Here is a 26,399-nt window from a genome sequence, read left to right as displayed (position 1 = left end):
GTTTTATTAAAATCATAGAAATAAAAAAACCCCAATCTTTCGACTGGGGTTTTTAAAATTTGGCGGAAGCGGTGAGATTCGAACTCACGGAGGACTCACACCCTCGTCGGTTTTCAAGACCGGTGCATTAAACCGCTCTGCCACGCTTCCATGGGCGCAATAATACGGAGCTTTTGTCCGGCTGACAAGTGAAAATTACAGTGAATGCAATCAACTGCATATAGTTTCATCAAATCCTTACAGTTTTGCTGCTAATTCCGCTCCCTCACGAATGGCGCGCTTGGCATCGAGTTCAGCAGCCAGTTTTGCACCGCCAATAATATGATACTGCGCCAAGGTATTTTCCCCAGCACTCGGCATCAGGTCTTTTACCGATTCCTGACCTGCACATACCACAATGGTATCCACACGCAATAATTGAGCATGGCCATCTACCTCAATCCATAAGCCTTCATCCGTGACAGATTTATATTGCACACCGCGCAACATCCGCACGGCATGTTTTTTTAACTGGGCACGATGTACCCAGCCTGAAGTCTTGCCTAGTCCTGCGCCAAGCGGTGTCTTTTTACGTTGTAATAGATAAATTTCCCGTACTGGAGGTTCTACTTCAGCACGCTGTAACCCGCCTTCAGTCACATAATCTGGATGAGAATCTACACCCCATTCACGCTTCCACTCATCCACAGGTTGCGGCTGTATTTGATGCGGTGGCTTTAATAAAAACTCGGACACATCAAAACCGATCCCGCCTGCGCCAATGACCGCAACACGATCACCGACAGGTGCGCCACGTAGCACTTCTGCATAAGATAATACTTGTGGTGCCTGACTGCCTTCGATATTCAAGGCACGCGGCACAACCCCTGTAGCCACAATCACCTCATCAAAACCCTCACGCTCCAACTGCTCGCGGTTGACTCGGGTATTGAGACGCAGATCAACTCCAGTTTTTTCTAGCTGCACTTTAAAATAACGAATCGTTTCGTGAAATTCCTCTTTCCCCGGAATGACTTTAGCCAGGTTGAACTGTCCGCCTACTTCATGACTGGCCTCAAACAGCGTCACATCATGCCCGCGACTGGCTGCGACAGTAGCCGCTGACAGACCTGCAACACCACCACCAATCACTGCAATACTTTTCGGTTTTTTGGTTTTGACATAGACCAGTTCGGTCTCATAAGCGGCACGCGGATTGACCAGACAGGTTGCGCGCTGGTTTTTAAAGGTATGATCCAAGCAAGCCTGATTACAGGCGATACAGGTATTGATTTCATCAACACGATTGGTTGCGGTTTTGTTGACCCAGAAAGCATCGGCCAAAAGTGGACGTGCCATCTGTACCATATCTGCCTGACCAGAGGCCAGAATCGCCTCGGCAGTGTCTGGCATATTGATCCGGTTAGAGGCAATCACCGGCACCGAAACATGTTTCTTAACTTCAGAAGTGTAATCGACAAAAGCAGCTCGAGGCACGGAAGTCACAATAGTTGGAATACGTGCTTCATGCCAGCCAATCCCGGTATTGAGCAAAGTAATTCCTGCCTTTTCCAAAGCTTTAGCTACGGTAATCACTTCCTGCATGGTATTGCCATCATGTACCAAATCGAGAAGTGACAAACGGAAACAGATAATAAATTTCTCACCAATTTCAGCGCGAATCGCTTTAACAATTTCTACGGCAAAACGCATCCGGTTTTCAATCGGGCCGCCCCAACGGTCAATACGCTGATTGACATGACGACTTAAAAACTGATTCAGCAAATAGCCTTCAGAACCCATGATTTCCACGCCATCATAGCCAGCCTTTTTGGCAATGATGGCAGTTTTCACATAATCCTGAATGGTATTCAGGATCTGTTTATCTGACATTTCACGCGGTTTAAAAGGAGAAATTGGTGATTTGATCGGGCTGGCCGAAACCACAAAAGGCTGATAGCCATAACGTCCGGCATGCAGAATCTGTAAAAGAATTTTAGCACCATGCTTATGCACTGCATGTGTCACCAGACGATGTGGTGCAATATCGCCCAAGGTATTCATGGTACCGCCTGCCGGCAACAACCAGCCCTGACGGTTTGGCGATATTCCACCCGTAATCAGCAGACCTACGCCACCCTTTGCACGTTCGCCAAAATACGCTGCCAGTTTAGGATAATTATAGAAGCGGTCTTCCAGACCAGTATGCATCGACCCCATCACCACCCGGTTTTTAATGGTGGTGAAACCCAGATGAAGTGGTTTTAAAATATTGGCATAGCGCGTCGTAGTCATAACATATCCCTGATTTTTATTTGGCTAATAGCTTAAATCTTATAAAGGTACTTTAACTGATTTTTAGGGGCTTTTTATGACTATCAGGTCTGCATTCTCAGGCACAAATACCAATTGGTGGCATATTTATATCGAACCTTCGCAATTAAATTATTGCTGCCATTGCCTTGCACTGGATTTCCATAATGCAATCGCACCCAATACTGTCCCAATCGGAAAACTGAACAGCATGAGGATTGCCATCACTCTGGATAAAGTCCGTCCTGAACCATTGCCCTGCTTCACCTTGATACTGGCCTGTATATTAAAAAACATCAGCAAGCCTAAAAGCAGCAGCACCACACCTAAACTCAGCATGGAAATACTGGATTGCTGATATTCAAGATATAAAAACAGCACTGTACTAAAACCAATCAGGCCGGCATAAATCCCATGTAACAGTGCCAGCGTTTCATTCTTAGCTTTAGGATTTAAATTAGGTAAAGGTGGAATGCGAGTCGCCATGCTTTTATTCCTGTTTTATCTGATTTTTAACTTTATTCGGCTGAATATAACCAATTTCTTCCGTTTTCAGCAGGATTCTGGTGAAAATCGTGCGATTTATGATTATTTAAGCCTATTGAATAGAGATTTTAAAACGAGTTTTTCTTTTCTAAAGCAAACCTAAATAAATTAATGATACAATTGATGCAATATGTATTTTTTCAGGCCACCAATTCTGGCGTGCCTATTTCATATCATTAGGATGAACAATGTCTGATAATGCAACTATCTTGCAGAATGTCCCAGTAGGTAAAAAAGTTGGTATTGCCTTCTCTGGTGGTCTAGATACTTCTGCTGCTCTTTTGTGGATGAAACAAAAAGGCGCTGAACCTTATGCTTACACAGCTAACTTGGGTCAGCCAGACGAAGACGATTACGATGCGATTCCAAAAAAAGCTGAAGCTTATGGCGCAGTAAAAGCACGTTTAATCGACTGCCGTTTACAGCTTGCATTAGAAGGTATTGCTGCAATTCAATGTGGCGCGTTCCATATTTCTACAGGTGGTATGCCTTATTTCAACACGACACCATTGGGTCGTGCAGTAACTGGCACCATGCTGGTAACTGCCATGAAAGAAGATGACGTTAACATCTGGGGTGACGGTTCGACTTATAAAGGCAACGACATTGAACGTTTCTACCGTTATGGTTTATTGACCAATCCTGCGCTTAAAATCTACAAGCCTTGGTTAGACCAAACTTTCATTGACGAGCTGGGCGGACGTGCAGAAATGTCACAGTTCCTGATCGACAATGGTTTTGACTATAAAATGTCAAAAGAAAAAGCTTATTCAACTGACTCAAACATGCTGGGTGCGACGCACGAAGCTAAAGATCTTGAATACCTGAATGCAGGCATCAAAATCGTTGAGCCAATCATGGGCGTTGCGTTCTGGAAAGATGACGTAGAAGTAAAAGCTGAAGAAGTATCGATTACTTTTGAAGAAGGCTTCCCGGTTGCTATCAACGGTCAACGCATTGAAGATCCAGTTGAATTTATTCTTGAAGCGAACCGCATCGGTGGCCGTCACGGTCTAGGTATGTCGGATCAAATCGAAAACCGTATCATCGAAGCGAAATCTCGCGGTATCTATGAAGCTCCGGGTATGGCGCTGCTTCACATCGCTTATGAGCGTCTGGTAACGGGTATTCATAACGAAGATACAATTGAACAATACCGTATTAACGGTCTACGTTTAGGTCGTTTGCTTTACCAAGGTCGCTGGTTCGATTCTCAAGCGCTTATGCTGCGTGAAACTGCACAGCGTTGGGTTGCTAAAGCAGTTACCGGTACTGTAACGATCGAATTGCGTCGTGGTAATGACTACACCATTATGAATACTGAATCTCCGAACCTCACTTATGAAGCTGAGCGTTTGACTATGGAGAAAGGTGATTCTATGTTCTCGCCGATGGATCGTATTGGTCAGTTGACCATGCGTAACCTGGATATCACGGATACTCGTGCGAAACTGGGCATCTATACAGAGACTGGTTTATTGGCAGTTGGTTCAGCATCTGCAGTGCCACAACTAAAAGACAAAAACTAAGTTTTAGTCCTTTTTAGTTTCATAAAAAACCGCTCCTGATGAGCGGTTTTTTATTGAGGGTTCGTTTATTGATTGTAATAATCTCTAACCATTTGCGATATCTGAATTGACTGAACGAATGGACTGATAATAAATCTGGTTGCGTCCAAGCTGTTTGGCACGATATAGCGCCTGATCCGCGATTCCCAATAAGGCGTCTTTATCAATATCATCTTCACCACGATAGACGGTAATGCCTAAACTGATGGTGATATGTTTCGCAACCAAGGATTTTTCATGTGGAATTTCCAGACGATCAATCGCCTTAAAAATATTTGAAGCCACTGCATAAGCACCATGTGCATCCGTTTCTGGCAAGAGCACCACAAACTCTTCCCCGCCATAACGCGCGACAAAGTCCATATGACGGATCGCATTTTTGATGGTTTTGGCAATAGTCGAAATGACATCATCACCTTTCTGATGCCCATAAAAATCGTTGTAATTTTTAAAGAAATCTACATCGATAAACAGAATTGCCAATGCCGTTTCTTCACGATGTGCACGTTCGAAATGGACTTGCAGCGTCTCATCAAAAGTCCGTCGATTGGAAATCTTGGTCAGCTCATCGTACTGACTCAAATGTAATAATTCGTTGGTATGGATACGCTGGATCTGCTCACTGATTCTGGCGCGAATGCTATAGAGAAATATCACACGTTCACGGGCAAAAATCATATGGCTAATCACATAACCCAGCAAGCAACTTCCAATTAAAATCCGGCCAAAAACCATAGGATTAAATTCAACTGAAAGGCTAAACAATACAAGAATAGTAGTTGCCGCAGCGAGTAATCCGGTGACCAGCATCTGAATCGGCTTAATACCGGTCAGAACATAACCCAGGATATATACGATCGTGACTATCGCCATGGATTGATGCTGCAAGGCATCAGTTTTAATCGACATGGTAATGCATGAAATTGACACCTGTATCCAGAACACCAACAGCATCGAAGCCTGCGGAAAAAAGCGCTTGATCTTGGGTAAACAGGAGAACATATAAAAAATGATTAATGACACGCCGCCGTTGAGCAAGCCCAACATACACAGGACAAAATCATGCACGAAATATTCTTTGCTGATGCTCCAGTAATCTGTAGGAATCATTACCACTAAAAAAAGGAAATAGGCCAATACCCCAGCCCACACATATTTTTCGACATGTTTGCGGGCGCGTTCCAGATTTTTGGTCCAGAATTCTTGTTCCAGATTTTGAGGGAAGACCGGGCCTACACGCTGGCTTTGCCGTGTAATCAGTTGTTCTATGTCTTCTTTATCATCTTGCAATTTCGCTAGATTGTACTTGTATTCCATTGCCAAGTATTTATGTAATTTTTTTATTAATTTTAAAATAACATACTTTTTAAAATTAATTTAACCTGAGTTCGACATAAAAAATAAATAAAAAAAAGCCTTAGCATCTGTAATATCTTGGTTACGAAGACAAAACATTTCAGAGCAAGGCTTTTTCATGGACTATATTACCGAATTATTTTGTATCTTGGATGATTTCTGCAAAAAGTTTAATGAATCTTTAGAGAAAGCTCTAATTTCTGATCAAAAAACAACAATGAAAAAGTCAGCTTTAAGCTTGTCTGAAGTCATGACCATTGTCATTTTATTTCATAAATCCGGGTTTAGATTTTTCAAATATTTTTATTGTCATATGATCATCCCATTTTGGAAATCAGCTTTTCCCAAGCTTCTTAGTTACAATCGTTTTATTGAAATTATGCCGCGTTGTTTGCAAGCTTTGAGTAGTTTCTTCCATCAAGTTAAAGGAGAAGATACCGGAATTTGTATTATTGATTCGACTAAATTGGTCGTTTGCCATAATCTTAGAATTAAAAGACATCGTGTATTTAAAGGCTTAGCTGGTCGTGGTAAAAGTAGCACAGGTTGGTTTTATGGATTTAAAGTCCATATTGTTATCAACAACTTGGGTGAAATTATTAATCTCAAGATTACATCGGGAAGTGTTCATGATGTTGCTGTACTTGAATCTTTAACCCAAGAGTTAAAAGGTATTTTACTGGGCGATAAAGGCTATCTGAGTAAAGCAAAAACTGAAGCTTTAGCAGCAAGGGGGCTCAGACTATTAACCCCGTCACGCAAGAATATGAAAAATAAACCCATCCAAACTGAAGAAGAAAAACAATTGCTTTGCAGAAGAGGATTGATCGAAACAGTGAATGATCAGTTAAAAAACTTACATCAAATTGACCATTCACGTCATCGTTCGGTGAATAACTTTATGGTGAATATTATGGCTGCTATAGTGGCTTATTGCTTAAATCCAAATAAGCCAACTTTCCAAAACTTGCTAAAAAGCTAAAATATTTCATCGAACTCAGGTTAATTTATACATATCCCTTATTTTGTAGCGCTTTCTCGTTACCATTTTTACTATAGATGGATTATCATTTGTTTTATTTGTTCGACTGAATTTGCCTTGAATACGATTACGATTCTCCAGCCAGATGATTGGCACGTTCACCTGCGTGATGGTTTAGCACTTCAACGTACCGTTCCCGATTTAGCCAAGCAGTTTTCTCGTGCCATTTGCATGCCAAATCTGGTGCCACCCGTAAAAACCGTCGAAGAGGCCAATGCTTACCGTGAACGTATCATGGCACATGTGCCTGAAGGGGTAAATTTCGACCCGCGTATGGTGCTGTATTTCACTGACAACACCCCGGCAAGTGAAGTTAAAAAGATCAAAGAATCTGCGCATGTCAATGCCATCAAGCTCTATCCTGCGGGTGCGACCACCAACTCCGATAGTGGTGTGAGCGATATGAGCAAAGTCTACGGCGTAATTGAACAGCTTGAAGAACACCAAGTGCCTTTATTGCTACATGGTGAAGTGACGCATAATCATGTCGATATTTTTGACCGTGAAAAGCGTTTCCTGGATGAAGTGCTGGCTCCCTTACTCAGACAATTTCCCAAGCTGAAACTGGTGCTCGAACACATCACCACCAGCGAAGCAGCAAACTTTGTACTTGAGCAAGACCGTAATGTCGCTGCAACCATTACGCCGCAACATTTATTGTTTAACCGCAATGACATGCTGGTTGGTGGGATCAAGCCGCATTTCTACTGCTTGCCGATTTTAAAACGTCAAACGCATCAGCAAACTTTGCTGGAAGTCGCAACCAGCGGTAATCCTAAATTTTTCCTGGGAACAGATAGCGCGCCGCATTCAAAAAATGCAAAAGAAAATGCGTGTGGCTGTGCAGGATGTTATAGTGCGCCGACTGCCATTGAGCTGTATGCTCAGGCATTTGATCAGGTGGGTAAAATTGAACGCCTGGAAGGTTTTGCCAGCCATTTTGGTGCAGACTTCTATGGCCTGCCACGTAATACCAATACCATTACCCTGGTTAAAGAAGATCAAGTAATCCCTGAAAGTTTAGACTATCTGGATGGTGAACAGATTATCCCACTGTATGCTGGTAAAACCATTCAATGGAGAAAAGTGTGACAAATGAAACGCTCCCAATCATTGGTCAACGTTTTCGTGGATTCTTACCTGTAGTTGTCGATGTCGAGACTGCAGGTTTTAATGCGCAGACTGATGCATTGCTGGAAATTGCGGCCATTCCGATTGTTTATAATGAGGAGGGTCAATTTGTGCCGGGTCAAGCTTACCATGCACATATCAATCCTTTCGAAGGGGCAAATCTCGACCGACGTTCGCTGGAGTTTATTGGGATCGATCCTTCGAATCCGATGCGAATCGCAATGGCCGAAGATGAAAAAACTGCGCTTAAGCGTATTTTTAAATCTGTGAATGAAGTGCGTCGCCAGCAAAACTGTACCCATGCAGTTTTAGTTGGACACAATGCACATTTCGATTTGGGTTTTCTTCAGGCCGCGATTGCGCGTACCGGAACCAAAAACCAGAACCCATTTCATAGTTTTTCTGTCTTCGATACAGTGACTTTAAGTGCGGTGATGTTTGGTCAGACCGTACTGGCAAAATCCTGTATTCAGGCTGGGATTGAGTTTGATGGCAAAGAAGCCCATTCTGCATTATATGATACGCAGAAGACCGCTGAACTGTTTTGCTATATTTTAAACAAACTCGCACCTCACCTGCTTGACACTCTGGTGGCGGATCAATAAGATACCGCCATCTTCTAAACGTCCCTATCGTCTAGAGGCCTAGGACATCGCCCTTTCACGGCGGTAACCGGGGTTCGAATCCCCGTAGGGACGCCATCTATTTTTTCTCTTCTTTATATTTCTTTGATCAGCATCTTAAGCTGCTCAAGTCTTACGCTTTTACTAATTAATGAAAATAATTCTCATTACTATTGATTGCCTTCTTAAATTTAATGATAATCACTTCCATTATCTTTCGCATATTTAACCCTTCTCATGCGTTTTGCTTATTCCCCACTTTCTATTGCAGTTTTAACAGCTTTATCAACATCTAGTTTTGCAAAAGAATCGAATTATCAAGAGCCTGTTCTCAATGAAACAACGATTAAGTTCAACACAATTATTATCGAAGCTCAGCAAGAAAATGAAGTTGGAAAAACCATTTATTCAAAAGAAGATTTAGAAAAGACGCCGAATAGCTCAAAGAACATTACCGATTTTTTAAAAGTGAATCCGAATGTGCAGTTTAGTCAATCAAAGTTAGCAGCAGGCTCACAAGGTGAAATTAAACCTGCCGAAATCTCTATAAATGGCGGACAAACCTTCCAAAACAATTTTATTGTGAATGGTGTTTCCAACAACTTACTTATTAATCCAGCAAATTCAAACACAAATACATTTCAAGATATCGGAACTGGCGCACAAGCTATGGCAGTGAACACTAACCTACTTTGTGAGCTTGAAGTATTAGATAGCAACGTGTCTGCCGCTTATGGTCAATTCACAGGTGGTGTTGTAAATGCTAAAACATGTGCACCGCAAACAGAGATAGGGAAAATTCACGGTTCTATCAATTACGATTACACTGAAAGCGATTGGGCTCGCTACAACTCAATTTCACCTTTAGAAGAAAGTAAATTTGAAGAGCCCACAGATGAATACCAAAAGGAATATACCAAACAAGGTCTAAGCACCAATATTTATGGGAAGCTCTCGAATGATTGGGGCTTTAATGCTTATGCCTCTCAACGAGAGTCTATCATCCCAGTCAAAAGTGGCTTTGAAACACCTAAAACAATTGATCAAGAACGACATATCTCAAATCTTGGTGCAACATTATTTTATACACCAAACGCCTCAACCAAAGCGAAGTTTGGTTTCGATTATGGTTTGCTCGATAGCTTAAGTTATGTGGACAGCAATCGTGATTCAGGTAGTACTACTGAAACCGAAACACTTACTCTGTTCTCGGAACTTGAACATCGCTTCAACTTAGGTACTCTCGTACACAAACTTAATTTCCAAAACTCGGCGACACAACGTATTGCTGACAATAACTACAGTATGCATTGGTACTACGCCAAAGGAAGTAAAGATTGGAATAATACCGATGTAGTTCGAGAGGGCGCCATCATGGGAGAGATTGAACAACGCCAAGACGTCCTTTCCTATGACCTACAAGCGAATATAGACCCTTTTAAACTTGGTCAATCCCAACACAACATGACTATAGGTACGGGTTATAGCCATGCTAATGTTGCGTGGAAACGAGTCGAGGATGTTTTACTCGCGACAAAGATCAACTTAAAAGAACTTGGCAAAGATACTACCTGCCTTCAAAGTGACCCATATTGTGATGAGAAACTAACTATAAATGGTTGGAATGGACAATATATCGCTGGTGGGACTCTGTACAAAGCTGGTGATATCAAAGCTCAGCAAGATCGCCTAAATATATTTATTGAAGATAATATTCAGTGGAATGATCAATTTTCAACACGCCTTGGTGTTCGTGCTGATTATGACTCTTTGAGTAGTAATATCAATATTTCCCCTCGCAGTCGTCTCTCTTACAAACCCTTTAGTAATGATCAATTGCATTTATCCGCTGGGTGGAATCGCTACTATGGTCAGCAAACGTTAGGTACAGAACTGGATGAAATTCAAAATGATTTGCTCTATAAACTGTCACGTGAAAACCCACATGCGCCTTGGGTAGAAACACAAACTGCACTATCCAGCGGTGCGCGTAGTTCAGCGCTCAATCCCCCTTTCAGTGACGAAACTGTTTTAGGCTTGAATACACAAATCCAGAATTGGGATCTAGGGCTAAAATGGGTCAATCGTAAATATCAGGATGAAATATCAAAAACTAAAGTTACTCCTTTAGATGGATCAAAATTCTTCTACGAATATAATAATGATGGAAGTGGCAAAGCTGACATCTACACCTTAACACTTAGAAATCGTCAACCGATCGCTCTGGGGGATAGCCAACATTTATTTGCCTTGGGATTTGACTACAGTGAAGTCTTCCGCAGTTATGTAGATTACACTTCAGCCTATGATCAAGCCACTCAAGATGAATGGGTCTCTTATGATGGTCAAATTATCCGTTGGTCAGACCGCCCTGCCCCAAACTTTAACCAACCATGGACCGCACGAGTAAACTGGGATATTACATTCGATACACTGCCTGTACGTATTTCAAACTTCTTTAGCTATAAAAACAGTTACGATGATATGGCTGTAGTCTCCAATAAAAATGACAAAGTCGAGTATGAAGGTGAACTGCTTGACACCTATTTAGCCTCTGAAATTAAACCAAAATTTACATGGGATATGCGCACCACCTATGATTGGGAAATTTCAAAAGATTTAAGGGCAATTTTTGGTTTAATCATTAACAACGTCACCAACCGCGTGAATACCTATACAACAGGCTCGACCTCAAATGATAGACCACGTGTAATGACTGAAATCGGCCGCCAATTTATTGCGGATGTTACTTTTAAATTCTAGAGCCTGAATAGGTACATGCTGCTGCTCTTTTTAATTTGCTTAGGCTATAATTAATGCGATTTCATATTTTGCCTTTGTATCATGTTAAAAAAGATCTTACTGGTTTTACTGATTTTAGCCCCATCCGCACTATATCTCTATATCGTCAACCGTGATGATAACCACACTGCGGAGACTGAAACAGTGTCAACGCCAACTGAAAACTCTCAGCCTGAGCAATATCAAACTCCAGATCACTAAGTTTTAGTGATCTTTTCAAATATTTATTTTTTATAGTCCTGAAATCTGTTCAGAAAATAACATCTCAATAAAATAAAGTTTTTGTTTTGCCTAATGTTTAAACTGTTAAATGAATTTTAGCAAAAACCCTTTTGACAAATCCCGGCTTAATCCTTAATATACGCATCACCTCGCAACGTCCCTATCGTCTAGAGGCCTAGGACATCGCCCTTTCACGGCGGTAACCGGGGTTCGAATCCCCGTAGGGACGCCATCTATTGATCCCATACGATCAGACCTTATTCGAAATTACCATTATTCGATTGCAGATTTGTAGTTTTTCACTACAATAGCTCGCTTCATTCCTTTGAAGTATTTCTTATTTCCTATGCACTCATCTCCGAATGATGCTACGCATCAGGGCAATTCTGCGCCTTTAAAACGCGCTATGAGTACTCGACATCTGGTCATGATTTCGCTTGGTGGCGCAATCGGAACAGGCCTATTCTTAGGGTCGGGTGAAGTCATTGCACAAACGGGGCCTGTAGGTGCCATTCTCGCTTATCTCCTGGGCGGTATTATCGCGTACATGGTGATGCTATGTTTGGGCGAACTTGCCGTTCATATGCCAGAATCTGGTTCATTTGGTGCTTATGCCAAACGTTATATTGGACCAGGCACAGGCTATACCATCACCTGGTTATACTGGCTGACATGGTCGGTCACTCTCGGAACTGAATTTACTGCAGCGGCCTTGCTGATGCAGGAATGGTTCCCGGACATTTCCATGTGGTTATGGACCATTATCTTCGGTGTATTCGTATTTAGTCTAAATATGATTTCTACCCGCTGGTTTGCCGAATCCGAATTCTGGCTGGCACTGGTAAAAGTGGTCACGGTTGTTGCTTTTATTCTTTTAGGTCTATTGGCCATCTTTGGTGTTCTGGGCTATCAAGGCTATGAAGCTGCGCCTTTATTTACCAATCTGACTGCACAGGGCTGGTTCCCTGAAGGTCTGTTTCCGATTTTTGCTACGATGCTGATCGTGAACTTTGCCTTCTCTGGTACCGAGCTGATTGGTGTTGCTGCCGGTGAAACTGAAGATCCTGCGAAAAATGTTCCTAAAGCGATTAATACTGCGATTTTCCGCTTATTAATTTTCTTTGTGGGTACCATTATCGTGGTGACGGCATTACTTCCGCATCAGGAAGCAGGCTTAGCCGCTGAAGGCGTGAGTAGCAGTCCGTTCGTAACCGTATTCCAGCACATTGGTATCCCATATGCTGAAGACATCATCCGCTTTGTAATTATCACTGCGTTGTTGTCTGCTGCCAACTCGGGCTTATTTGCTGCTTCACGTATGATGTGGTCATTGTCATACAGCAAACAGTTGCCTGCCGTATTCTCAAGACTGAATGCTCGCGGTGTACCGTATATTGCAGTCATGGTGACCATGCTGGGTGCATTACCAGGTTTATTGTCTGAACAGTTTGCGCCAGAGACGATCTTTACCAACTTGCTGGGCGTTGCAGCGTTTACCATGGTGGTGGTCTGGATGAGTATTTGCTTAAGCCAGTTCAACTTCCGTCGTCAATGGTATAAACAGGGTCATACGGCCAAAGAACTGGGCTTTGCTGCACCATTGTTCCCGATTGTACCAATCCTGGGCTTTGTGTTCTGTTTTATTACCTGTATCAGTATGGTCTTTGATCCATCAATGCGTATCAGCTTCATAGGCTGTCTGCTATTTATTGCAGCGTGTTATGCAAGTTATTATGCCTTTTATCACAACAAGTCTTAATCATCAGTTTTAAAAGAGCGGCTCCGGCCGCTCTTTTTTTATCTATACTATAACCATAGTGGGCAGCCTTAAGGGTGCGTCGATGAAAATTGTGTTTATTCACAGCATGAACAAGCAACAGTATACGGCTACTTCATTACGTCAACATTGGCTGCATCTCTTCAAGACAGGCCTTCGGAAAAACCCACAACAGCAAGCTCGGTTTACTTATTTAAAACGGCATATCCGTATCCCTTTTTATGGCGATTTATTTTCTCGGCATCATTTTCATAACGTCTTGAATGCCAGCACCCTGATGCCGCAACAGTGGCCGCATTTCCCTTTTTTACATCCCGCACAGCTGCAACCGGCATCGCCACCAGACCAATGCACCTATCAAATTTGTGACGTCCCGCAGTCGAATATTGATGATGTCCTGAATTTCAATCAAAAACTAAAGTTCATCACAGCATTAAGCAAAGATATTGCCTTGCGGGATTTTGCGGTACTCATCAATTACTTTCCCAGCTTACATGCCAGCTTTTTGCATAAATTTTTGCTAGAAAGTTATCTTTATTTGGCCAACCCACATTTTATGCAGGAAGTTCACTGCCGCATTCATAATCAACTCTATAGCAGCAGACCACAGATTCTGGTGGCTCACTCACTCGGCAGCGTGATTGCCTATAATTATTTGATCCAGCATCCGGAGCTGAATATCAAGCGTTTTATTACTCTCGGATCACCGTTGGCATTTCGGGTGATCCAGGCTCATCTGCCGCAACCAATTGTACGGCCTGCTGCGATTTCAGGCGATTGGATAAATTTCTATTGTAGCGATGACTTTCTGACTGCCTTTCCATTATCAGAACCACCCTTCCAGTTTCAGCCAGCGATTATTAATCAGGAGATTCATACCTCCATCTATCATCCGCATGATATTGATGGTTATATTCAGCATCCGGACGTCATTAAAGTGCTCCTGGAATTACTATAAAACTCACGCCAAACTCTAAATTCAACTTTTACAGCTCCATTCATATTCTTTTTCTATTTAATAAAATCTTTCATCCAGACCTACCAATTTACTGCTTTTTCTGCCTTTTTTATAAATATACAGATGTCTGTTAATGATTGTTTTATCAAAGATAATTTACACATTAACGCCACAAAAAGTGCAGCTTGGCTTGCCGCAATTTTCTCTATACTGTGAATATATAGAACGACCTCCGTGAGGTATCGATGAAAGTTATTTTTATTCATGGAATGAACCAGCAACATCATAGTGCTGCATCGATTCGCCAGCGCTGGCTGCATATACTTCAAAAAGGCATTCGCAAACACCGTCATGATGCCAGATTCAGTTATTTACGACGTCACATTCACATTCCATTTTATGGAGACTTACTTTCACACTATAACGTTCGCAACATCCTGAATCCTGGCACCTTAATGCCCCAGCAATGGCCCAGCTTTCGTTTCCGTCAACCTGTCCATCCTCAGCTTCCTGCAACCGTTCCACGTCCTGGCTGGCGCAAGCCCGTGATTTCCGATCTTCCCCAGCTTCATTTGAATGACACGATGGATTTTAAACAGAAATTCAAATTTATTACCACGCTAAGCAAAAATGTTGCACTGCGAGACTTTGTATTATTGCTGAATTATTTTCCCAGTCTGCATCGGAACCTGCTTCAGAAATTTCTGATTGAAACCTATCTGTATCTCGACAATCCTGCTTTCATGAAGGAAGTTCATGAGCGGATTGCCCGGCAATTGAATGGTCGCAAACATTGTATTGTGATTGCTCATTCTCTGGGCAGTGTAATTGCCTATAATTATCTTATTCAGCATCCTGAACTGAACGTACAGCGTTTTATTACTTTAGGATCGCCATTAGCCTTTCAGGTGATCCAGTCACATTTACCGCAACCCATTGTACGACCTGCAGCAATTAAAGGCGACTGGATAAATTTTTATTCAACTGATGATTTTCTTACCGCCTTTCCTCTTACACAACCGCCATTTCAGTTTCAACCCGCAATTATTAACCACGGCATTCGTACCCATATTCACCGCCCGCATGATATTACCGGCTATTTACTCCATCCGCAGGTGGTAGAAGCAATTCTGGAATTGCTTAAAAATCCAGCTTAAACCATGTAATTTTCCAGTATTTTCTCTAGATTGTTTTAAATTTATGCACTCAACCCAGAAAATCATTTTTTTATGGAAATGCGTTTGACACCCCCCTGTTTTCACCCTATTATACGCCCACCTCTGAAACGTCCCTATCGTCTAGAGGCCTAGGACATCGCCCTTTCACGGCGGTAACCGGGGTTCGAATCCCCGTAGGGACGCCAATTTTCAGAAGTACATTTTATTAAGTCCCTATCGTCTAGAGGCCTAGGACATCGCCCTTTCACGGCGGTAACCGGGGTTCGAATCCCCGTAGGGACGCCATTACTTAAAGCTAAAAGTAGCGGTTTTAAAATTTATCTTCTGTACTGTCCCTATCGTCTAGAGGCCTAGGACATCGCCCTTTCACGGCGGTAACCGGGGTTCGAATCCCCGTAGGGACGCCATATTCGAGATGGCAACATCTCAACAAAAAGCCCGAGCATTGCGACTCGGGCTTTTTTTATCTTGCAAATTTTATTTCTGAAAACTTTAAACCTTGTTTTTATCATTCGTTCAAATCTAGCTCTCTTTCTGGGGGCTGCCATCCCATTCTTAATTTTACAATTTGTATTGTTTTAACATTTCTATGCATAGAAATATCCGTTCATTTTCATTTAAAGCAATACACCAATAAATTAGAACAAAAATTCAACACCCTGCTTTTAGAGGGCACGTTAAGGTAAATCAAGAGAAATCTGCAAGGATCAGATTATGTTCGTCAGCACAGAGCTAAGTTTACCTTTATCGCCAAATAAAAATCATAATTATCAAATTAAAAGCTTTAAGGATTGGGTCGACTTTTTTCAAGATACTGAAATTTCGACATATACCAAAACTGAAAAAGCTGAATCTTATTTGAGCGATCTGATTAAAAATTTAAATATTGATACTCTCGGATGGTTAGATCAGCCCGCACAGGTTGAACAGCATCTTTTAGAACAACATCATCAAATCTGTTCCACTTTCCAGGCCTATATCAATCGCCGTAAACAGCAGCAGCCTCGGGAATATTTTCCAACGGTTTCTCATGCTTTCGAATTCCTGGCGAAAGTTGCACCGGTCAAACTGGTCGATGGTGCCTGGTTATATTCGACCGTGCCAAACTGTAATCAGCCCGAGCTAAAAGATTTGATTTACATCTATCTCGAAGAGCTTGGTTTAGGGCATCCGCGTGCCAATCATGTCACCATGTATCAGGACCTGTTGAGTCATTATGAGCTGAACAGTTACGCCGAGCATTTGGATGACAGTTACTACGAACAGGCTGCCGTACAGCTAGCACTAGCTTATGCCCCAGCCAAATATTTACCTTTGGTCATTGGCTTTAATCTCGGCTATGAACAGTTACCGCTACATCTGTTAATCACCAATTATGAACTGGCTGAACTGGGTATCGATCCGCATTATTTCAATGTGCACATTACTATTGATAATGTTCACAATGGTCATGCGCAGAAATCCCTGCAAGCGTTTATCCAGCATTTTAATCAAGCTGAAGATCCACAAATTTATCTTGAACTGATTAAAAAAGGCTATGTTCTGAATGACATCGGCAAAAGTTCCTCTCAGATCATTAAGGAACTGGATATTGGGCAGATGGCTTTAAAAGTTTTCCAGAATAAAGCGCTGATTGGTCAATATATTCATAATCAGAAATGCCAGTTTAGTGGCAAGACCATCAATGACTGGTTATCCGATCCTGCCCAGATTGCCGAGTTTTTGCAGGTCATGATTGACAAAGGCTGGATCGTAAAAGATGCACCAGTGGAGCAAAGCCGTTTCTGGAAAATGATAGATCATCCGGAAGGTAAAATGTTTGGGGTCTTTAATGCGACCGAAAAACAGATTATTAAAGACTGGATTCAGGGCGCAGGCTTGGCAACTCGCCTGTCCTCACGTAGTGCAACCCCATCACAGGCAAAAATTGAACCTGCAATGAGCCGTATGGATCAGCAGCGCTTGAATCAGTTAAAAAGTCGCTTCATGCGCTGTGAAGGTGCGGAACAGAAAATTGATTTACTGATTCCTTATACTGCACCGCATATGCATCATACTGAAATTGGTTTATGGGCGACTCGTCAGTTAAGCCAGTTATTATTTCCTTTTCAGACCCAGGCGATGCATTATTCCTAAAGCACCCCTAAGTGCCAGAAATTAAAAAACCGGACATTTGCAGTGTCCGGTTTTTTAATAAAGATTAAGCCGATTTTCGCGAGTTTAATTGTCCCTTGATCACCGCTTTGACATTGCCTTTCAGATACTGCAAAAAGACCTTTAGTGGTGACAGCTTTGGATTAGGCTGCTTGCCTTTGGCAATTTCTTTAAACTGCGCGGCATACCAGATGATTTCCATAATCGCCATTTTGTCGACCATTGGAATACCGGTTTTAATTTTCTCAACCGCATAACGTACATCCTGCCCCGCAACCAGACGATTACCCAAGTCAGGTTCTACCGCAAAGGGACGTGCAATCCCGACAAAATCACAGGCACCACTGTCGAGCGCGGCATTCATGCCTTCAACTGTTCGGAATCCACCAGTGACCATGATATGGCACTTCACTTCCTGACGGATTTTTTCGGCAAAATCGAGGAAATAGGCTTCACGGGCAATGGTCGAGGCCTTGCGCTTGTCTGCTTTCACGCCGGCCATCGCAGGTGCTTCATAGCTACCACCTGACACTTCAATGATATCAATGCCTGCAGCGTCCATCGCCTTAAAGACATAAATGACATCTTCTTCGCTAATACCGCCACGCTGGAAATCAGCTGAATTCAGCTTGACTGAAATAATAAAATTTTCCGAAGTCGCAGCACGAACAGCCTGATAGGTTTGCAGCAAGAAACGGGTACGATTCTCAATACTACCACCCCATTGATCCTGACGCTTATTGGTCAGCGGTGACAGAAACTGGCTAATCAGATAACCATGTGCCCCATGCAACTGCACCCCCTCAAATCCTGCTTTTTCACAGATGGCAGCCGAAGTGGCAAAGCGCTGGATAATATCCAGGATTTCATCTTCACGCAATTCCCGTGGGGTTCCAAAGCTCATGGCCAAAGCCGGACTAAATGGGACTGCGGACGGTGCAACCGTTTCTTTATTCAGACCTTTGGGACACTGGCGGCCCGGATGTGACAACTGGACCAGTTGTACCATATCATGTTGTTTGCCTACGTCAGCCCAGACTTTGAGCTGCGCCAGATCACGTTCTGTTTCTACCACTACGACGCCCGGTTCATTCTTGGCACGATAATCCACCATGACATTACCCGTAATAGCACAACCCAAGCCACCTTCGGCCCATGCTTCATACAACTTGAAATGCGCCTGATTGGGTTGGCCGGCATCATTGGCCAGTGCTTCACTCATGGCACCTTTAATGATGCGATTTTTAAAAGTGGTATTACGAATTTGAATGGAATCGGCCAATTGAGTCATGATCTGTCCTGATACGTTACTTTTATTTTGTACCCATTTATAACGTAAGCCAGAACAATTGACAATCAGTCTTGTCAAATTTACACAATTTTTATCTGCTTATTTTCTTATGGTTAAAGATTTTTGTGATTTAGTTTCTTGGATCAAAAGCATCCCGTACCGCTTCTCCCATATAGATCAGCAAACTCAGTACAATCGCCAAACTAAAGAATCCCGACAATGCCAGCCACGGCGCATTTAAGTTGTTTTTGGCCTGAAGCAAGAGTTCCCCGAGGGATGCCGAATCGGGTGGCAGACCATACCCTAAAAAATCCAGCGCTGTCAGTGCAGTAATATTGGCGGTTAGCATAAAAGGTAACTGTGACAGGCTAGAACCTATCACATTGGGGAGAATATGTTTGAACATGATCCGTCCATCCCCGGCCCCAATACTTCTTGCTGCCCAAACGTATTCCAGATTTCTGGCGCGCAAAAACTCAGCGCGCACCATACTCACCAGTGTGGTCCAGCCAAATAACAGCATGATCAGAAATAGCCAGTAAATACTCGGACTAAACAGACTGACCAGTACCATCACCATAAACAGCATCGGCAAACCGCTCCAGACTTCGAGTATGCGTTGCCCGATCAGGTCAATCCATCCACCATAATAACCCTGAATTGCCCCTGCTAAAATTCCCAGCGCCGCAGACAATAAAGTCAGTGCAAAACCAAACAGTAATGAAATCCTTAAGCCATATAGAATCCGTGCCAGAACGTCACGGCCTTGATCATCTGTTCCCAGCCAGTTTTGCGCACTCGGTGGCGAAGGCACTGGTACAGCCAGTTCAAAATTTGGCGTTTGATAAGAAAATGGAATGATGGCCCAGATCGCCCAGCCTTTTTCTGCAATCAGTTGCTGTACAACGGGATCTTTATATTCTGCTTCTGTCTCAAATACTCCACCAAACGTGGTTTCCGGATAGGATTTCAGGATGGGCAGATAAAAAGCATGATCATATTTCACCAGCAAGGGCTTATCGTTAGCAATTAGTTCTGCACCCAAGGAAATGATGAAAATAGCACTGAAAATAATGAAGCAGCTAAAGCCTAGCTTATGCTGCTTAAAACGTTGCCAGCGTGCTTGCATCAAGGAAGACATTATTGTGATCCTCGACGTGAACTGAAATGAATCCTTGGATCAATCAGTTGATAGAGCAAATCGCTGAGTAAACGCAGTATCAGACCGAGCAAGGTAAAGATAAACAAAGTACCAAAAATCACCGGATAGTCACGCTGGATAATCGCCTCAAAACCTAAGACGCCTAACCCATCCAGATTAAAGATAATCTCGATGAACAGGTTGCCCACGAAAAACACCCCGATCAGAACTTCGGGCAAACCTGCGATAAGCACTAAAATGGCATTCCGGAATACATGCCGATACAGCACTGCATGTTCAGTTAAACCTTTGGCCCGCGCAGCCAGGACATATTGTTTGCTCAGCTCTTCCACAAAAGAAAATTTGACCAGATAGGTCAAACTGGCAAATCCGCCGAGCACCATGGCCAACAGCGGCAAGGCCATATGCCAGAAATAATCATGAATTTTCGCAAAGAATGAGAGTTCAGCAAAATTTTCAGAGCGAATGCCCTGCAAGGGAAACCAGTGCAGATAAGACCCGCCAGCAAAAAAAACGATAAGTAAAATGGCAAAAATAAAGGCTGGAATGGCATAGCCCACGGCCAACATTAGAGAGGTGGTCTGATCAAACAGACTGCCATGTTTGCGGGCTTTTCTAATCCCTAAAGGAATGGAGACCAGATAAATCAGCAAGGTACTCCACAGGCCTAAAGAAAGCGATACTGGCAATTTTTCCCAGATGAGTTCAGTCACAGGTTTGTCTTTGAAAAAACTCTGCCCCAGATCAAACTGCGCATAACGCGTTAGCATTTCCCAAAATCGAATATGCAGCGGCTGGTCAAAGCCGTACTGGATATTAATCTGCTCAAGCATCTCCGGTGTGAGGCCTTGCTTTCCCTGATACTGCAATCCGGTATGCGCCAAACCATTGACCTGTTGCGCCTGATAAATCGCCTGCTCCACCGGACCACCGGGTGCCAGCTGGATCACCATGAAATTGATCAGCAAAATGATCAGCAAGGTTGGAATCATCAGCAACAGACGTTTGAGAATATAAGTGCTCATGGCACTCCCTGATAGGCTTGGAGCTTAATGCTGTTTGAAATAATCAGCCACATGTCTGGCCTTTTCTGCATCGACCCACCAGTAATCAATCCCGGCGGAGAGTTTAGGTTTTCGTTGCGGCTGCTGATACATATTCCAGTAAGCATACCAGTATTCACCCGTACCATAAGTCAGAATATGATAATAGCCTGCACGCAGTAAACGGTCTAATGCTCGGGTACTATTCACCAGCTGTTCACGGTTTTGAGCCTGTGTCACCTGCTGAATGACGGCATCAATGGCCGGATTTCGAATGCCGGCATAATTATAATTACCTGGCTGCGTGGCGGCCTGACTGCCCCAGAACTGTTTCTGCTCCTGCCCCGGTGTCAGGGATTGCGGCATGGTATCGACAATCATATCAAACTGATAATTCCGCAGCCGTTCATAATATTGCGCGGTTTCTACCATACGAATGCTGGCCTGAATGCCCAAGCGTTTTAAATGACGCAGATATGGCATCAGATCACGCTGCTGTTCCGCCTGATGCAACAGGAACTCAATCTGTACCGGTTGACCCGCAGCATTGACCAACTTCCCCTGTTGATAACGATAGCCTGCCTTTAATAGCAATTGACGGGCTTTTAACAGATTGTTCCGGTTAAAACCGGAGGCATCTGACTGAGGATATTTCCAGTCCTGCAGTACAGCCTGACGTTGAACCGGATCAAGCTGCTTTAAATGGGGTTTCAAAATGTGCAGTTCTTGAACACTTGGCCGTGTATGAGATGCAAGCTCGCTATTGGAAAAAAAGCTGTTCAGGCGCTGATATTCACCATAGAACATGGCTTTATTCAGCCATTCAAAGTCATAGGCAAAACTCAAGGCTTGGCGGAAACGGATATCGGCAAAAGGCTGACGGCGGGTATTGAATATCAGACTCTGGGTCGGAATCGGGTTGTGATGCTGAAAGCGGTAACGCTGCACCTGTCCTTGCCGAACGGCGGGAAACTGGTAGTCTTTCACCCAGCGGTTGACCTGTTTTTCCTCATGCAAGGTAAATTGGCCCGACTTGAAAGCTTCGAACTTGATTTCAGGACTACGATAATAACGATACTTGATCCGGTCAAAATTATAACGCCCGCGGTTGACCATCAAGTCTTTTCCCCAGTATCCGGGATTACGTTTGTAGCTAATACTACGTCCAGCATCTATGTGTTCAATGACATAAGGCCCTGAACCCAGCATCGGTTTCAGCGTCAATTCTTTAAAATTACGCTTTTGCCATTCCTGTTTAGAATAAATGGGCATCTGCGCGACAATCATCGCCATTTCCGGATTATGTCCGGATTTAAAATGCATTTTGACCTGTAAAGGTGACAGGACTTCCAGCCGGTTTAAATCAGCCAAATACATCTGCAGGCCAAAATTGGACTGGGTCTGAAACAGTTCAAAACTGTATTTGACATCTTGTGCAGTTACCGGCTGGCCATTACTAAACCGTGCTTTCGGATTTAAATGAAAAATAATAAAGGCGGTTTTCTTGGGGTCAAAACTGACTTTTTCCGCCAGCAAGGGATAGTACACACCGGGCTCATCCAGTGACTTGGACAGCAAACTGTCAAAAATATAGTTGCCCCCCTCAGTGACATTGCCCTTGCCATTCATGCTGTTCAAATTATCGAAACTGCCATCAGCTGCCAGAATCAGCGTACCGCCTTTCGGTGCTTGCGGATTGGCATAAGGCAGGGATTTGGCCTGGGCATATTTCGGCTGGCTATGTAGTGCAATATATGGGGTGGTGATCAGGGCTGCCCAACTGCTACTTACGAGCAGCGGGGCTAGCCAGATCAACCTGAAAGTTTTAAATAAATGCGCGAATCTCATGATCCATTCATTAATTCGGCACTTTAATCACATCACCAATACGCAATTGTGTATTTGGTTTGAGATCATTCATTTCCGCCAGTTCATTGCTGTTCAGACCATAACGTGAAGCCAGACCGATTAAGGTATCACCGCGTTTGACTTTATAATCCGTCACCAGTTTTGGAATCTGGATCGTTTGACTGACACGCAATCCTGCGCGTGGACTCAGATTATTTAACTGAGCCAGGTCGGTCACGCTTATGCCTAAACGGCTGGCAATTGCATTCAGGGATTCACCGGATTTTACCGTATAGGATTCAGTTGCCTTAGAAGCTACAGGCTTAGCTGCCACTTTCACGCCTTCAACTTTTTTATCTGTCGGAAAGTCACCCTCAATTTTTAAACGCTGACCAATACGCACTGTGCTATTGGTATTCAGGCCGTTCAAATCAGCCATATATTGCAGTTGTAAATGATACTGACGTGCAATAGAGCTTAAGGTTTCCCCTGACTTCACCACATGCGAATCCGATTTTGTATTCTTGACCGCAGTTTCCGCGACCACTTCACTTACCGGTTCTGTCACGTCACCACTCAGTTTCAGACGCTGCCCCACTCGCAAACCTGCATTACGTGACATGCCATTCAGGCTCGCCACCTGGTCCATTGACAAATTATATCTTGAGGCAATACCGGTCAGCGTATCACCCGATTGAACCGTATAGGTTTCAGGGATTTGACTGCCGGCTGGAATCTTGATGGTCTGACCTATACGTAAACCACTATTGGCAGACAACCCATTCAGTGCAGCCAGTTCAGAGACACTCAGCTTGCTTTGACTGGCAATAGTATACAGTGTTTCACCGCGTTTGACCTGATAGTTTTCAGTTGCAGTCTGATCGACTTTAACATTTTCAAACTTCTGCTCAGTTTTCTGGCTAGATGCCGTTAGCTCTTCAACTTCCTGAAGTGGTACATTGATTTTCTGTCCCACCATCAGACTGCTACCGGCAGTCAGACCGGAAGTCAAAGATGCCAGTTCAGCATTTGAAAGCCCGTAACGATCGGCAATCAGTTTCAGATACTCACCGCGTTTCACTGTATAGGATTTAGTCTGAACCTTGGCAGTTTCAGCTTTTTTAATCTCTTCAACTTTGGCTTTGGACTGCCCTGTATCTTTCAATGACAGCTTTTGCCCAACAAACAGACCGCTATTACTATTCAGTCCATTAAAATCAGCCAGTTGTTTCACGCTAAAACCAAACTGGGTCGCTACGCTAGTCAGAGAGTCATTGGCCTGAACGACATAAGTTTCCGGCTTTTCTTTGGCTTTGCTGGCTTCCTGTACAGGTTTGGCATCATACAGATAAATGGTGGTGCCCACATACAGTGGAGAATTTGGATCAATCTGGTTCCATTTCGCCACATCACGCCAGTTCACCCCATTTTTAGCCGCAATCATTGCCAGATTATCACCTGGTAACACCTTATAGGTACTGCGTTTTCCTTTTGGAGCAACCACTACCACTTCAGAATCCGTCTTGACGTAATTTTTGCCCTGATTTAGCTTGGCTTCAACCGAGTTCGCAGTGGTATTGTCAGCAACTTCTTTCGGATAAGAAAAGCCTTTGGTGAGCTCTTTGCCTTGCTGCTCAGCAACAGACAGGCTGGTTTGAATGGCAGTCAGCTTGATTTTACCGTCATAAGGATCAACAATTTCTGTGCCAGCCGGCGCCAATGCTTTCAGCTCTTCAACCACTTGGGCCTGTTCTGCCGGTGTTGCAACAGGCTGCAGAATTTCATCTACAGTTTTCTGAATATCCTGTGCGATGACCGCCTGCTGAACTTGCTGACGCTCAGCTGCCGAAATCGGTGGTTCGACCTGAATCTGTTTCGCTGGCGCTGCAGGTGTTACAGCTACCGGAATACGCGGCGCACTTGGAATTGGCAAATCACTTTGTGCCGCAAAACTGGCCAAGGCAGATGAGCCTTTAGGCGTCGAAATCTTTTTCGTAGTCTGGGTCACAGTATTTGCCGTTGTCGCGGTACTTACCGCTGCTGTGACGACAGGTGGCGTACTTGCAGCTTTAGCCGGAGTCGTTGTTTTAGCAACGGTCGTTGCAGGCTGATTACTAACAACCGCTGGCGGAGTCTGTTTAGAAGGCGTAATCGTTTTCATATTTAATTCTGGCGGTGCAGCTCTGGTGGGCACCACTGTCGTCGTATTTCGCGGCAGGCTGCTCGTGTTACTCGCCCATAAACCACCTGAACCGGATAATTTTTTCAGCTTCTCATCCACTGAAGGACTTAAGTCAGCAGGAATCAGAATACGGCGCGGACTTGCAGGATCAATATGATCACCACGATGACCCGGGTTTAATTGATACAGTTCTGCACGGCTCAAACCGGTAATCGCTGCAATTTCATTTAAACTGGCAACACCGACCGGTACTTCACGGAAATGCGGACGGTTGGCAATCGGTGGCAAACTCACCCCATAACTGCCCGGATTTTTAATAATTTGTGCAACCGCCAGGAAACGTGGCACGTAACTCATGGTTTCTTGTGGTAGTTTCAATGACCAATAATCGGTAGGCAGACCTGCAGCTTTGTTACGGTTAATCGCCTGCTGGATACGGCCTGGGCCTGCATTATAGGAAGCGAGCGCCAATTCCCAAGAACCAAACTGGTTATACAGACTGCCCAAAAACTCATAGGCTGCACGGGTCGATTCCACTACATCACGACGACCATCGTATAAAGAAGTCTGCTTTAGACCATAAATGCGGCCGGTACTTGGAATAAACTGCCATAAACCTGCTGCCGCCGCACTACTGGTCGCTGCCGGGTCATAAGAACTTTCAATAATCGGTAACAGTGCCAACTCGGTCGGCATGCCACGGCGTTCTGCTTCTTTTACTGTGTAATATAAATAACGTGATGCACGCGCACTTAAGCGATCCAGATAAGGCTGACGTGAAATAAACCAGCCACGCTGCGCATCAATCCGCGGATTCCAGACACTTAAGTCCATCTTGAAACCCACGGTCATGCGTTTCCAGACATCACCATGTTTCAGAATCTGTAAACGGTCACCTTCGACTGCACGCATATCCGTTGCAGAAAGTAAATCTTCGAGTCCATCCAGACTGCTGGCATCCAGATATTGTGATCCAACCTGCTTGCTTGATGCTGTTTGGGTCGCACTTTGTGTAGATGAACAGCCCGTCAGTCCTAGAGAAGCAAGCGCAGTTCCCAGTACAGAATATTTTAAAAATGTAGGTAATGTCGGCTGCCACAAAATTGCGGTTGGTTTATACATAAAGAAATCCAAACAACTCGTATATAAATTTATTTTTTAGATATGCCATTGTAGTGAAGCATGTCGAAGACTCAAGCCAATAATTTACCGCGATTTCACGTT

Annotated in this window: 18 protein-coding genes and 6 tRNA genes; 15 read left to right on the top strand and 9 right to left on the bottom strand. The window is 43.7% G+C overall.

The window, feature by feature from the left end:
* Positions 1 to 60: 60 nt before the first annotated feature.
* The 3 genes from I6L24_RS08715 to I6L24_RS08705 all read right to left on the bottom strand — a co-directional run bounded on the left by I6L24_RS08715 (position 61) and on the right by I6L24_RS08705 (position 2,778).
* Positions 61 to 150: transfer RNA gene (locus I6L24_RS08715), tRNA-Ser, on the bottom strand.
* A gap of 87 nt (positions 151 to 237) precedes the next feature.
* Positions 238 to 2,274: an FAD-dependent oxidoreductase gene (locus tag I6L24_RS08710; protein WP_004279566.1), complete on the bottom strand. Its 2,037-nt coding sequence runs from the start codon at positions 2,272 to 2,274 to the stop codon at positions 238 to 240.
* Positions 2,275 to 2,424: 150 nt separating this feature from the next.
* A complete protein-coding gene (locus I6L24_RS08705; RefSeq protein ID WP_004279563.1) occupies positions 2,425 to 2,778 on the bottom strand; it encodes a hypothetical protein in 354 nt (117 codons plus the stop codon).
* Between the two features lie 248 nt (positions 2,779 to 3,026).
* Here I6L24_RS08705 and argG point away from each other — a divergent pair, with 248 nt between their 5' ends.
* Positions 3,027 to 4,367 carry an argininosuccinate synthase gene (gene argG, locus I6L24_RS08700; RefSeq protein ID WP_004279561.1) on the top strand — a complete coding sequence of 447 codons (1,341 nt, stop codon included), beginning with the start codon at positions 3,027 to 3,029 and terminating at the stop codon, positions 4,365 to 4,367.
* 84 nt (positions 4,368 to 4,451) lie between these two features.
* On the opposite strand, the gene I6L24_RS08695 is transcribed toward argG, so the two are convergent.
* On the bottom strand, positions 4,452 to 5,723 hold the full coding sequence (locus I6L24_RS08695) for a GGDEF domain-containing protein (RefSeq protein ID WP_004279559.1): 1,272 nt from the start codon (positions 5,721 to 5,723) through the stop codon (positions 4,452 to 4,454).
* A 157-nt stretch (positions 5,724 to 5,880) separates the two neighbouring features.
* Between I6L24_RS08695 and I6L24_RS08690 the strand changes: the two genes are divergently transcribed.
* From I6L24_RS08690 to I6L24_RS08625, 14 genes are all read left to right on the top strand, one after another.
* The gene (locus I6L24_RS08690; RefSeq protein ID WP_004729973.1) at positions 5,881 to 6,744 is read left to right on the top strand and encodes an IS982 family transposase; all 864 of its coding nucleotides are present in this window, start codon (positions 5,881 to 5,883) and stop codon (positions 6,742 to 6,744) included.
* A gap of 117 nt (positions 6,745 to 6,861) precedes the next feature.
* Positions 6,862 to 7,896: a dihydroorotase gene (gene pyrC, locus I6L24_RS08685; protein ID WP_004279558.1), complete on the top strand. Its 1,035-nt coding sequence runs from the start codon at positions 6,862 to 6,864 to the stop codon at positions 7,894 to 7,896.
* Entirely contained in the window at positions 7,881 to 8,540 is a 660-nt protein-coding gene (gene rnt / locus I6L24_RS08680; RefSeq protein ID WP_004279557.1) for a ribonuclease T, read from the top strand. The genes pyrC and rnt overlap by 16 nt, the downstream gene beginning before the upstream one ends.
* A gap of 20 nt (positions 8,541 to 8,560) precedes the next feature.
* Positions 8,561 to 8,636: transfer RNA gene (locus tag I6L24_RS08675), tRNA-Glu, on the top strand.
* A gap of 159 nt (positions 8,637 to 8,795) precedes the next feature.
* A complete protein-coding gene (locus tag I6L24_RS08670) occupies positions 8,796 to 11,321 on the top strand; it encodes a TonB-dependent receptor plug domain-containing protein (protein ID WP_004730196.1) in 2,526 nt (841 codons plus the stop codon).
* Between the two features lie 81 nt (positions 11,322 to 11,402).
* Entirely contained in the window at positions 11,403 to 11,561 is a 159-nt protein-coding gene (locus I6L24_RS08665) for a hypothetical protein (protein ID WP_004279546.1), read from the top strand.
* A gap of 177 nt (positions 11,562 to 11,738) precedes the next feature.
* Positions 11,739 to 11,814 (top strand) — tRNA-Glu (locus I6L24_RS08660).
* A 114-nt stretch (positions 11,815 to 11,928) separates the two neighbouring features.
* Positions 11,929 to 13,341 carry an amino acid permease gene (locus I6L24_RS08655; RefSeq protein WP_004279544.1) on the top strand — a complete coding sequence of 471 codons (1,413 nt, stop codon included), beginning with the start codon at positions 11,929 to 11,931 and terminating at the stop codon, positions 13,339 to 13,341.
* An 82-nt stretch (positions 13,342 to 13,423) separates the two neighbouring features.
* Positions 13,424 to 14,317, top strand: coding sequence for an alpha/beta fold hydrolase (locus I6L24_RS08650; RefSeq protein ID WP_004279542.1), 894 nt, complete (start codon positions 13,424 to 13,426; stop codon positions 14,315 to 14,317).
* Between the two features lie 245 nt (positions 14,318 to 14,562).
* A complete protein-coding gene (locus tag I6L24_RS08645; RefSeq protein WP_005262295.1) occupies positions 14,563 to 15,474 on the top strand; it encodes an alpha/beta fold hydrolase in 912 nt (303 codons plus the stop codon).
* Positions 15,475 to 15,604: 130 nt separating this feature from the next.
* A tRNA-Glu gene (locus tag I6L24_RS08640) sits at positions 15,605 to 15,680 on the top strand.
* Between the two features lie 24 nt (positions 15,681 to 15,704).
* A tRNA-Glu gene (locus I6L24_RS08635) sits at positions 15,705 to 15,780 on the top strand.
* 46 nt (positions 15,781 to 15,826) lie between these two features.
* A tRNA-Glu gene (locus I6L24_RS08630) sits at positions 15,827 to 15,902 on the top strand.
* A 307-nt stretch (positions 15,903 to 16,209) separates the two neighbouring features.
* Entirely contained in the window at positions 16,210 to 17,631 is a 1,422-nt protein-coding gene (locus I6L24_RS08625; protein ID WP_004730198.1) for an iron-containing redox enzyme family protein, read from the top strand.
* 64 nt (positions 17,632 to 17,695) lie between these two features.
* Here the strand turns inward: I6L24_RS08625 and I6L24_RS08620 are convergent, their stop codons facing one another.
* From I6L24_RS08620 to I6L24_RS08600, 5 genes are all read right to left on the bottom strand, one after another.
* Positions 17,696 to 18,940: an NADH:flavin oxidoreductase/NADH oxidase family protein gene (locus tag I6L24_RS08620; protein ID WP_004279536.1), complete on the bottom strand. Its 1,245-nt coding sequence runs from the start codon at positions 18,938 to 18,940 to the stop codon at positions 17,696 to 17,698.
* A 130-nt stretch (positions 18,941 to 19,070) separates the two neighbouring features.
* Entirely contained in the window at positions 19,071 to 20,081 is a 1,011-nt protein-coding gene (locus tag I6L24_RS08615; protein ID WP_004279535.1) for an ABC transporter permease, read from the bottom strand.
* Entirely contained in the window at positions 20,081 to 21,127 is a 1,047-nt protein-coding gene (gene yejB, locus I6L24_RS08610) for a microcin C ABC transporter permease YejB (RefSeq protein WP_004279534.1), read from the bottom strand. Before yejB ends, I6L24_RS08615 begins: the two co-directional genes overlap by 1 nt.
* A 24-nt stretch (positions 21,128 to 21,151) precedes the next feature.
* The gene (locus I6L24_RS08605) at positions 21,152 to 22,993 is read right to left on the bottom strand and encodes an extracellular solute-binding protein (protein WP_004279532.1); all 1,842 of its coding nucleotides are present in this window, start codon (positions 22,991 to 22,993) and stop codon (positions 21,152 to 21,154) included.
* A gap of 10 nt (positions 22,994 to 23,003) precedes the next feature.
* Positions 23,004 to 26,297 carry a LysM peptidoglycan-binding domain-containing protein gene (locus I6L24_RS08600; protein ID WP_004279530.1) on the bottom strand — a complete coding sequence of 1,098 codons (3,294 nt, stop codon included), beginning with the start codon at positions 26,295 to 26,297 and terminating at the stop codon, positions 23,004 to 23,006.
* Positions 26,298 to 26,399: the final 102 nt, after the last annotated feature.

The sequence above is a fragment of the Acinetobacter lwoffii genome (assembly GCF_019048525.1).
GTDB lineage: Bacteria > Pseudomonadota > Gammaproteobacteria > Pseudomonadales > Moraxellaceae > Acinetobacter > Acinetobacter lwoffii_K.
This window is presented reverse-complemented; position numbering and strand designations above follow the sequence as displayed.

Coding starts and splice junctions, on each gene's coding strand:
- argG (WP_004279561.1), top strand. CDS start 3,027: ATGTCTGATAATGCAACTATCTTGCAGAATGTCCCAGTAGGTAAAAAA.
- I6L24_RS08690 (WP_004729973.1), top strand. CDS start 5,881: ATGGACTATATTACCGAATTATTTTGTATCTTGGATGATTTCTGCAAA.
- I6L24_RS08625 (WP_004730198.1), top strand. CDS start 16,210: ATGTTCGTCAGCACAGAGCTAAGTTTACCTTTATCGCCAAATAAAAAT.
- I6L24_RS08605 (WP_004279532.1), bottom strand. CDS start 22,993: ATGAGATTCGCGCATTTATTTAAAACTTTCAGGTTGATCTGGCTAGCC.
- I6L24_RS08665 (WP_004279546.1), top strand. CDS start 11,403: ATGTTAAAAAAGATCTTACTGGTTTTACTGATTTTAGCCCCATCCGCA.
- yejB (WP_004279534.1), bottom strand. CDS start 21,127: ATGAGCACTTATATTCTCAAACGTCTGTTGCTGATGATTCCAACCTTG.
- I6L24_RS08705 (WP_004279563.1), bottom strand. CDS start 2,778: ATGGCGACTCGCATTCCACCTTTACCTAATTTAAATCCTAAAGCTAAG.
- I6L24_RS08670 (WP_004730196.1), top strand. CDS start 8,796: ATGCGTTTTGCTTATTCCCCACTTTCTATTGCAGTTTTAACAGCTTTA.
- I6L24_RS08695 (WP_004279559.1), bottom strand. CDS start 5,723: ATGGAATACAAGTACAATCTAGCGAAATTGCAAGATGATAAAGAAGAC.
- I6L24_RS08710 (WP_004279566.1), bottom strand. CDS start 2,274: ATGACTACGACGCGCTATGCCAATATTTTAAAACCACTTCATCTGGGT.
- I6L24_RS08650 (WP_004279542.1), top strand. CDS start 13,424: ATGAAAATTGTGTTTATTCACAGCATGAACAAGCAACAGTATACGGCT.
- I6L24_RS08600 (WP_004279530.1), bottom strand. CDS start 26,297: ATGTATAAACCAACCGCAATTTTGTGGCAGCCGACATTACCTACATTT.
- rnt (WP_004279557.1), top strand. CDS start 7,881: ATGGAGAAAAGTGTGACAAATGAAACGCTCCCAATCATTGGTCAACGT.
- I6L24_RS08655 (WP_004279544.1), top strand. CDS start 11,929: ATGCACTCATCTCCGAATGATGCTACGCATCAGGGCAATTCTGCGCCT.
- I6L24_RS08645 (WP_005262295.1), top strand. CDS start 14,563: ATGAAAGTTATTTTTATTCATGGAATGAACCAGCAACATCATAGTGCT.
- I6L24_RS08615 (WP_004279535.1), bottom strand. CDS start 20,081: ATGTCTTCCTTGATGCAAGCACGCTGGCAACGTTTTAAGCAGCATAAG.
- I6L24_RS08620 (WP_004279536.1), bottom strand. CDS start 18,940: ATGACTCAATTGGCCGATTCCATTCAAATTCGTAATACCACTTTTAAA.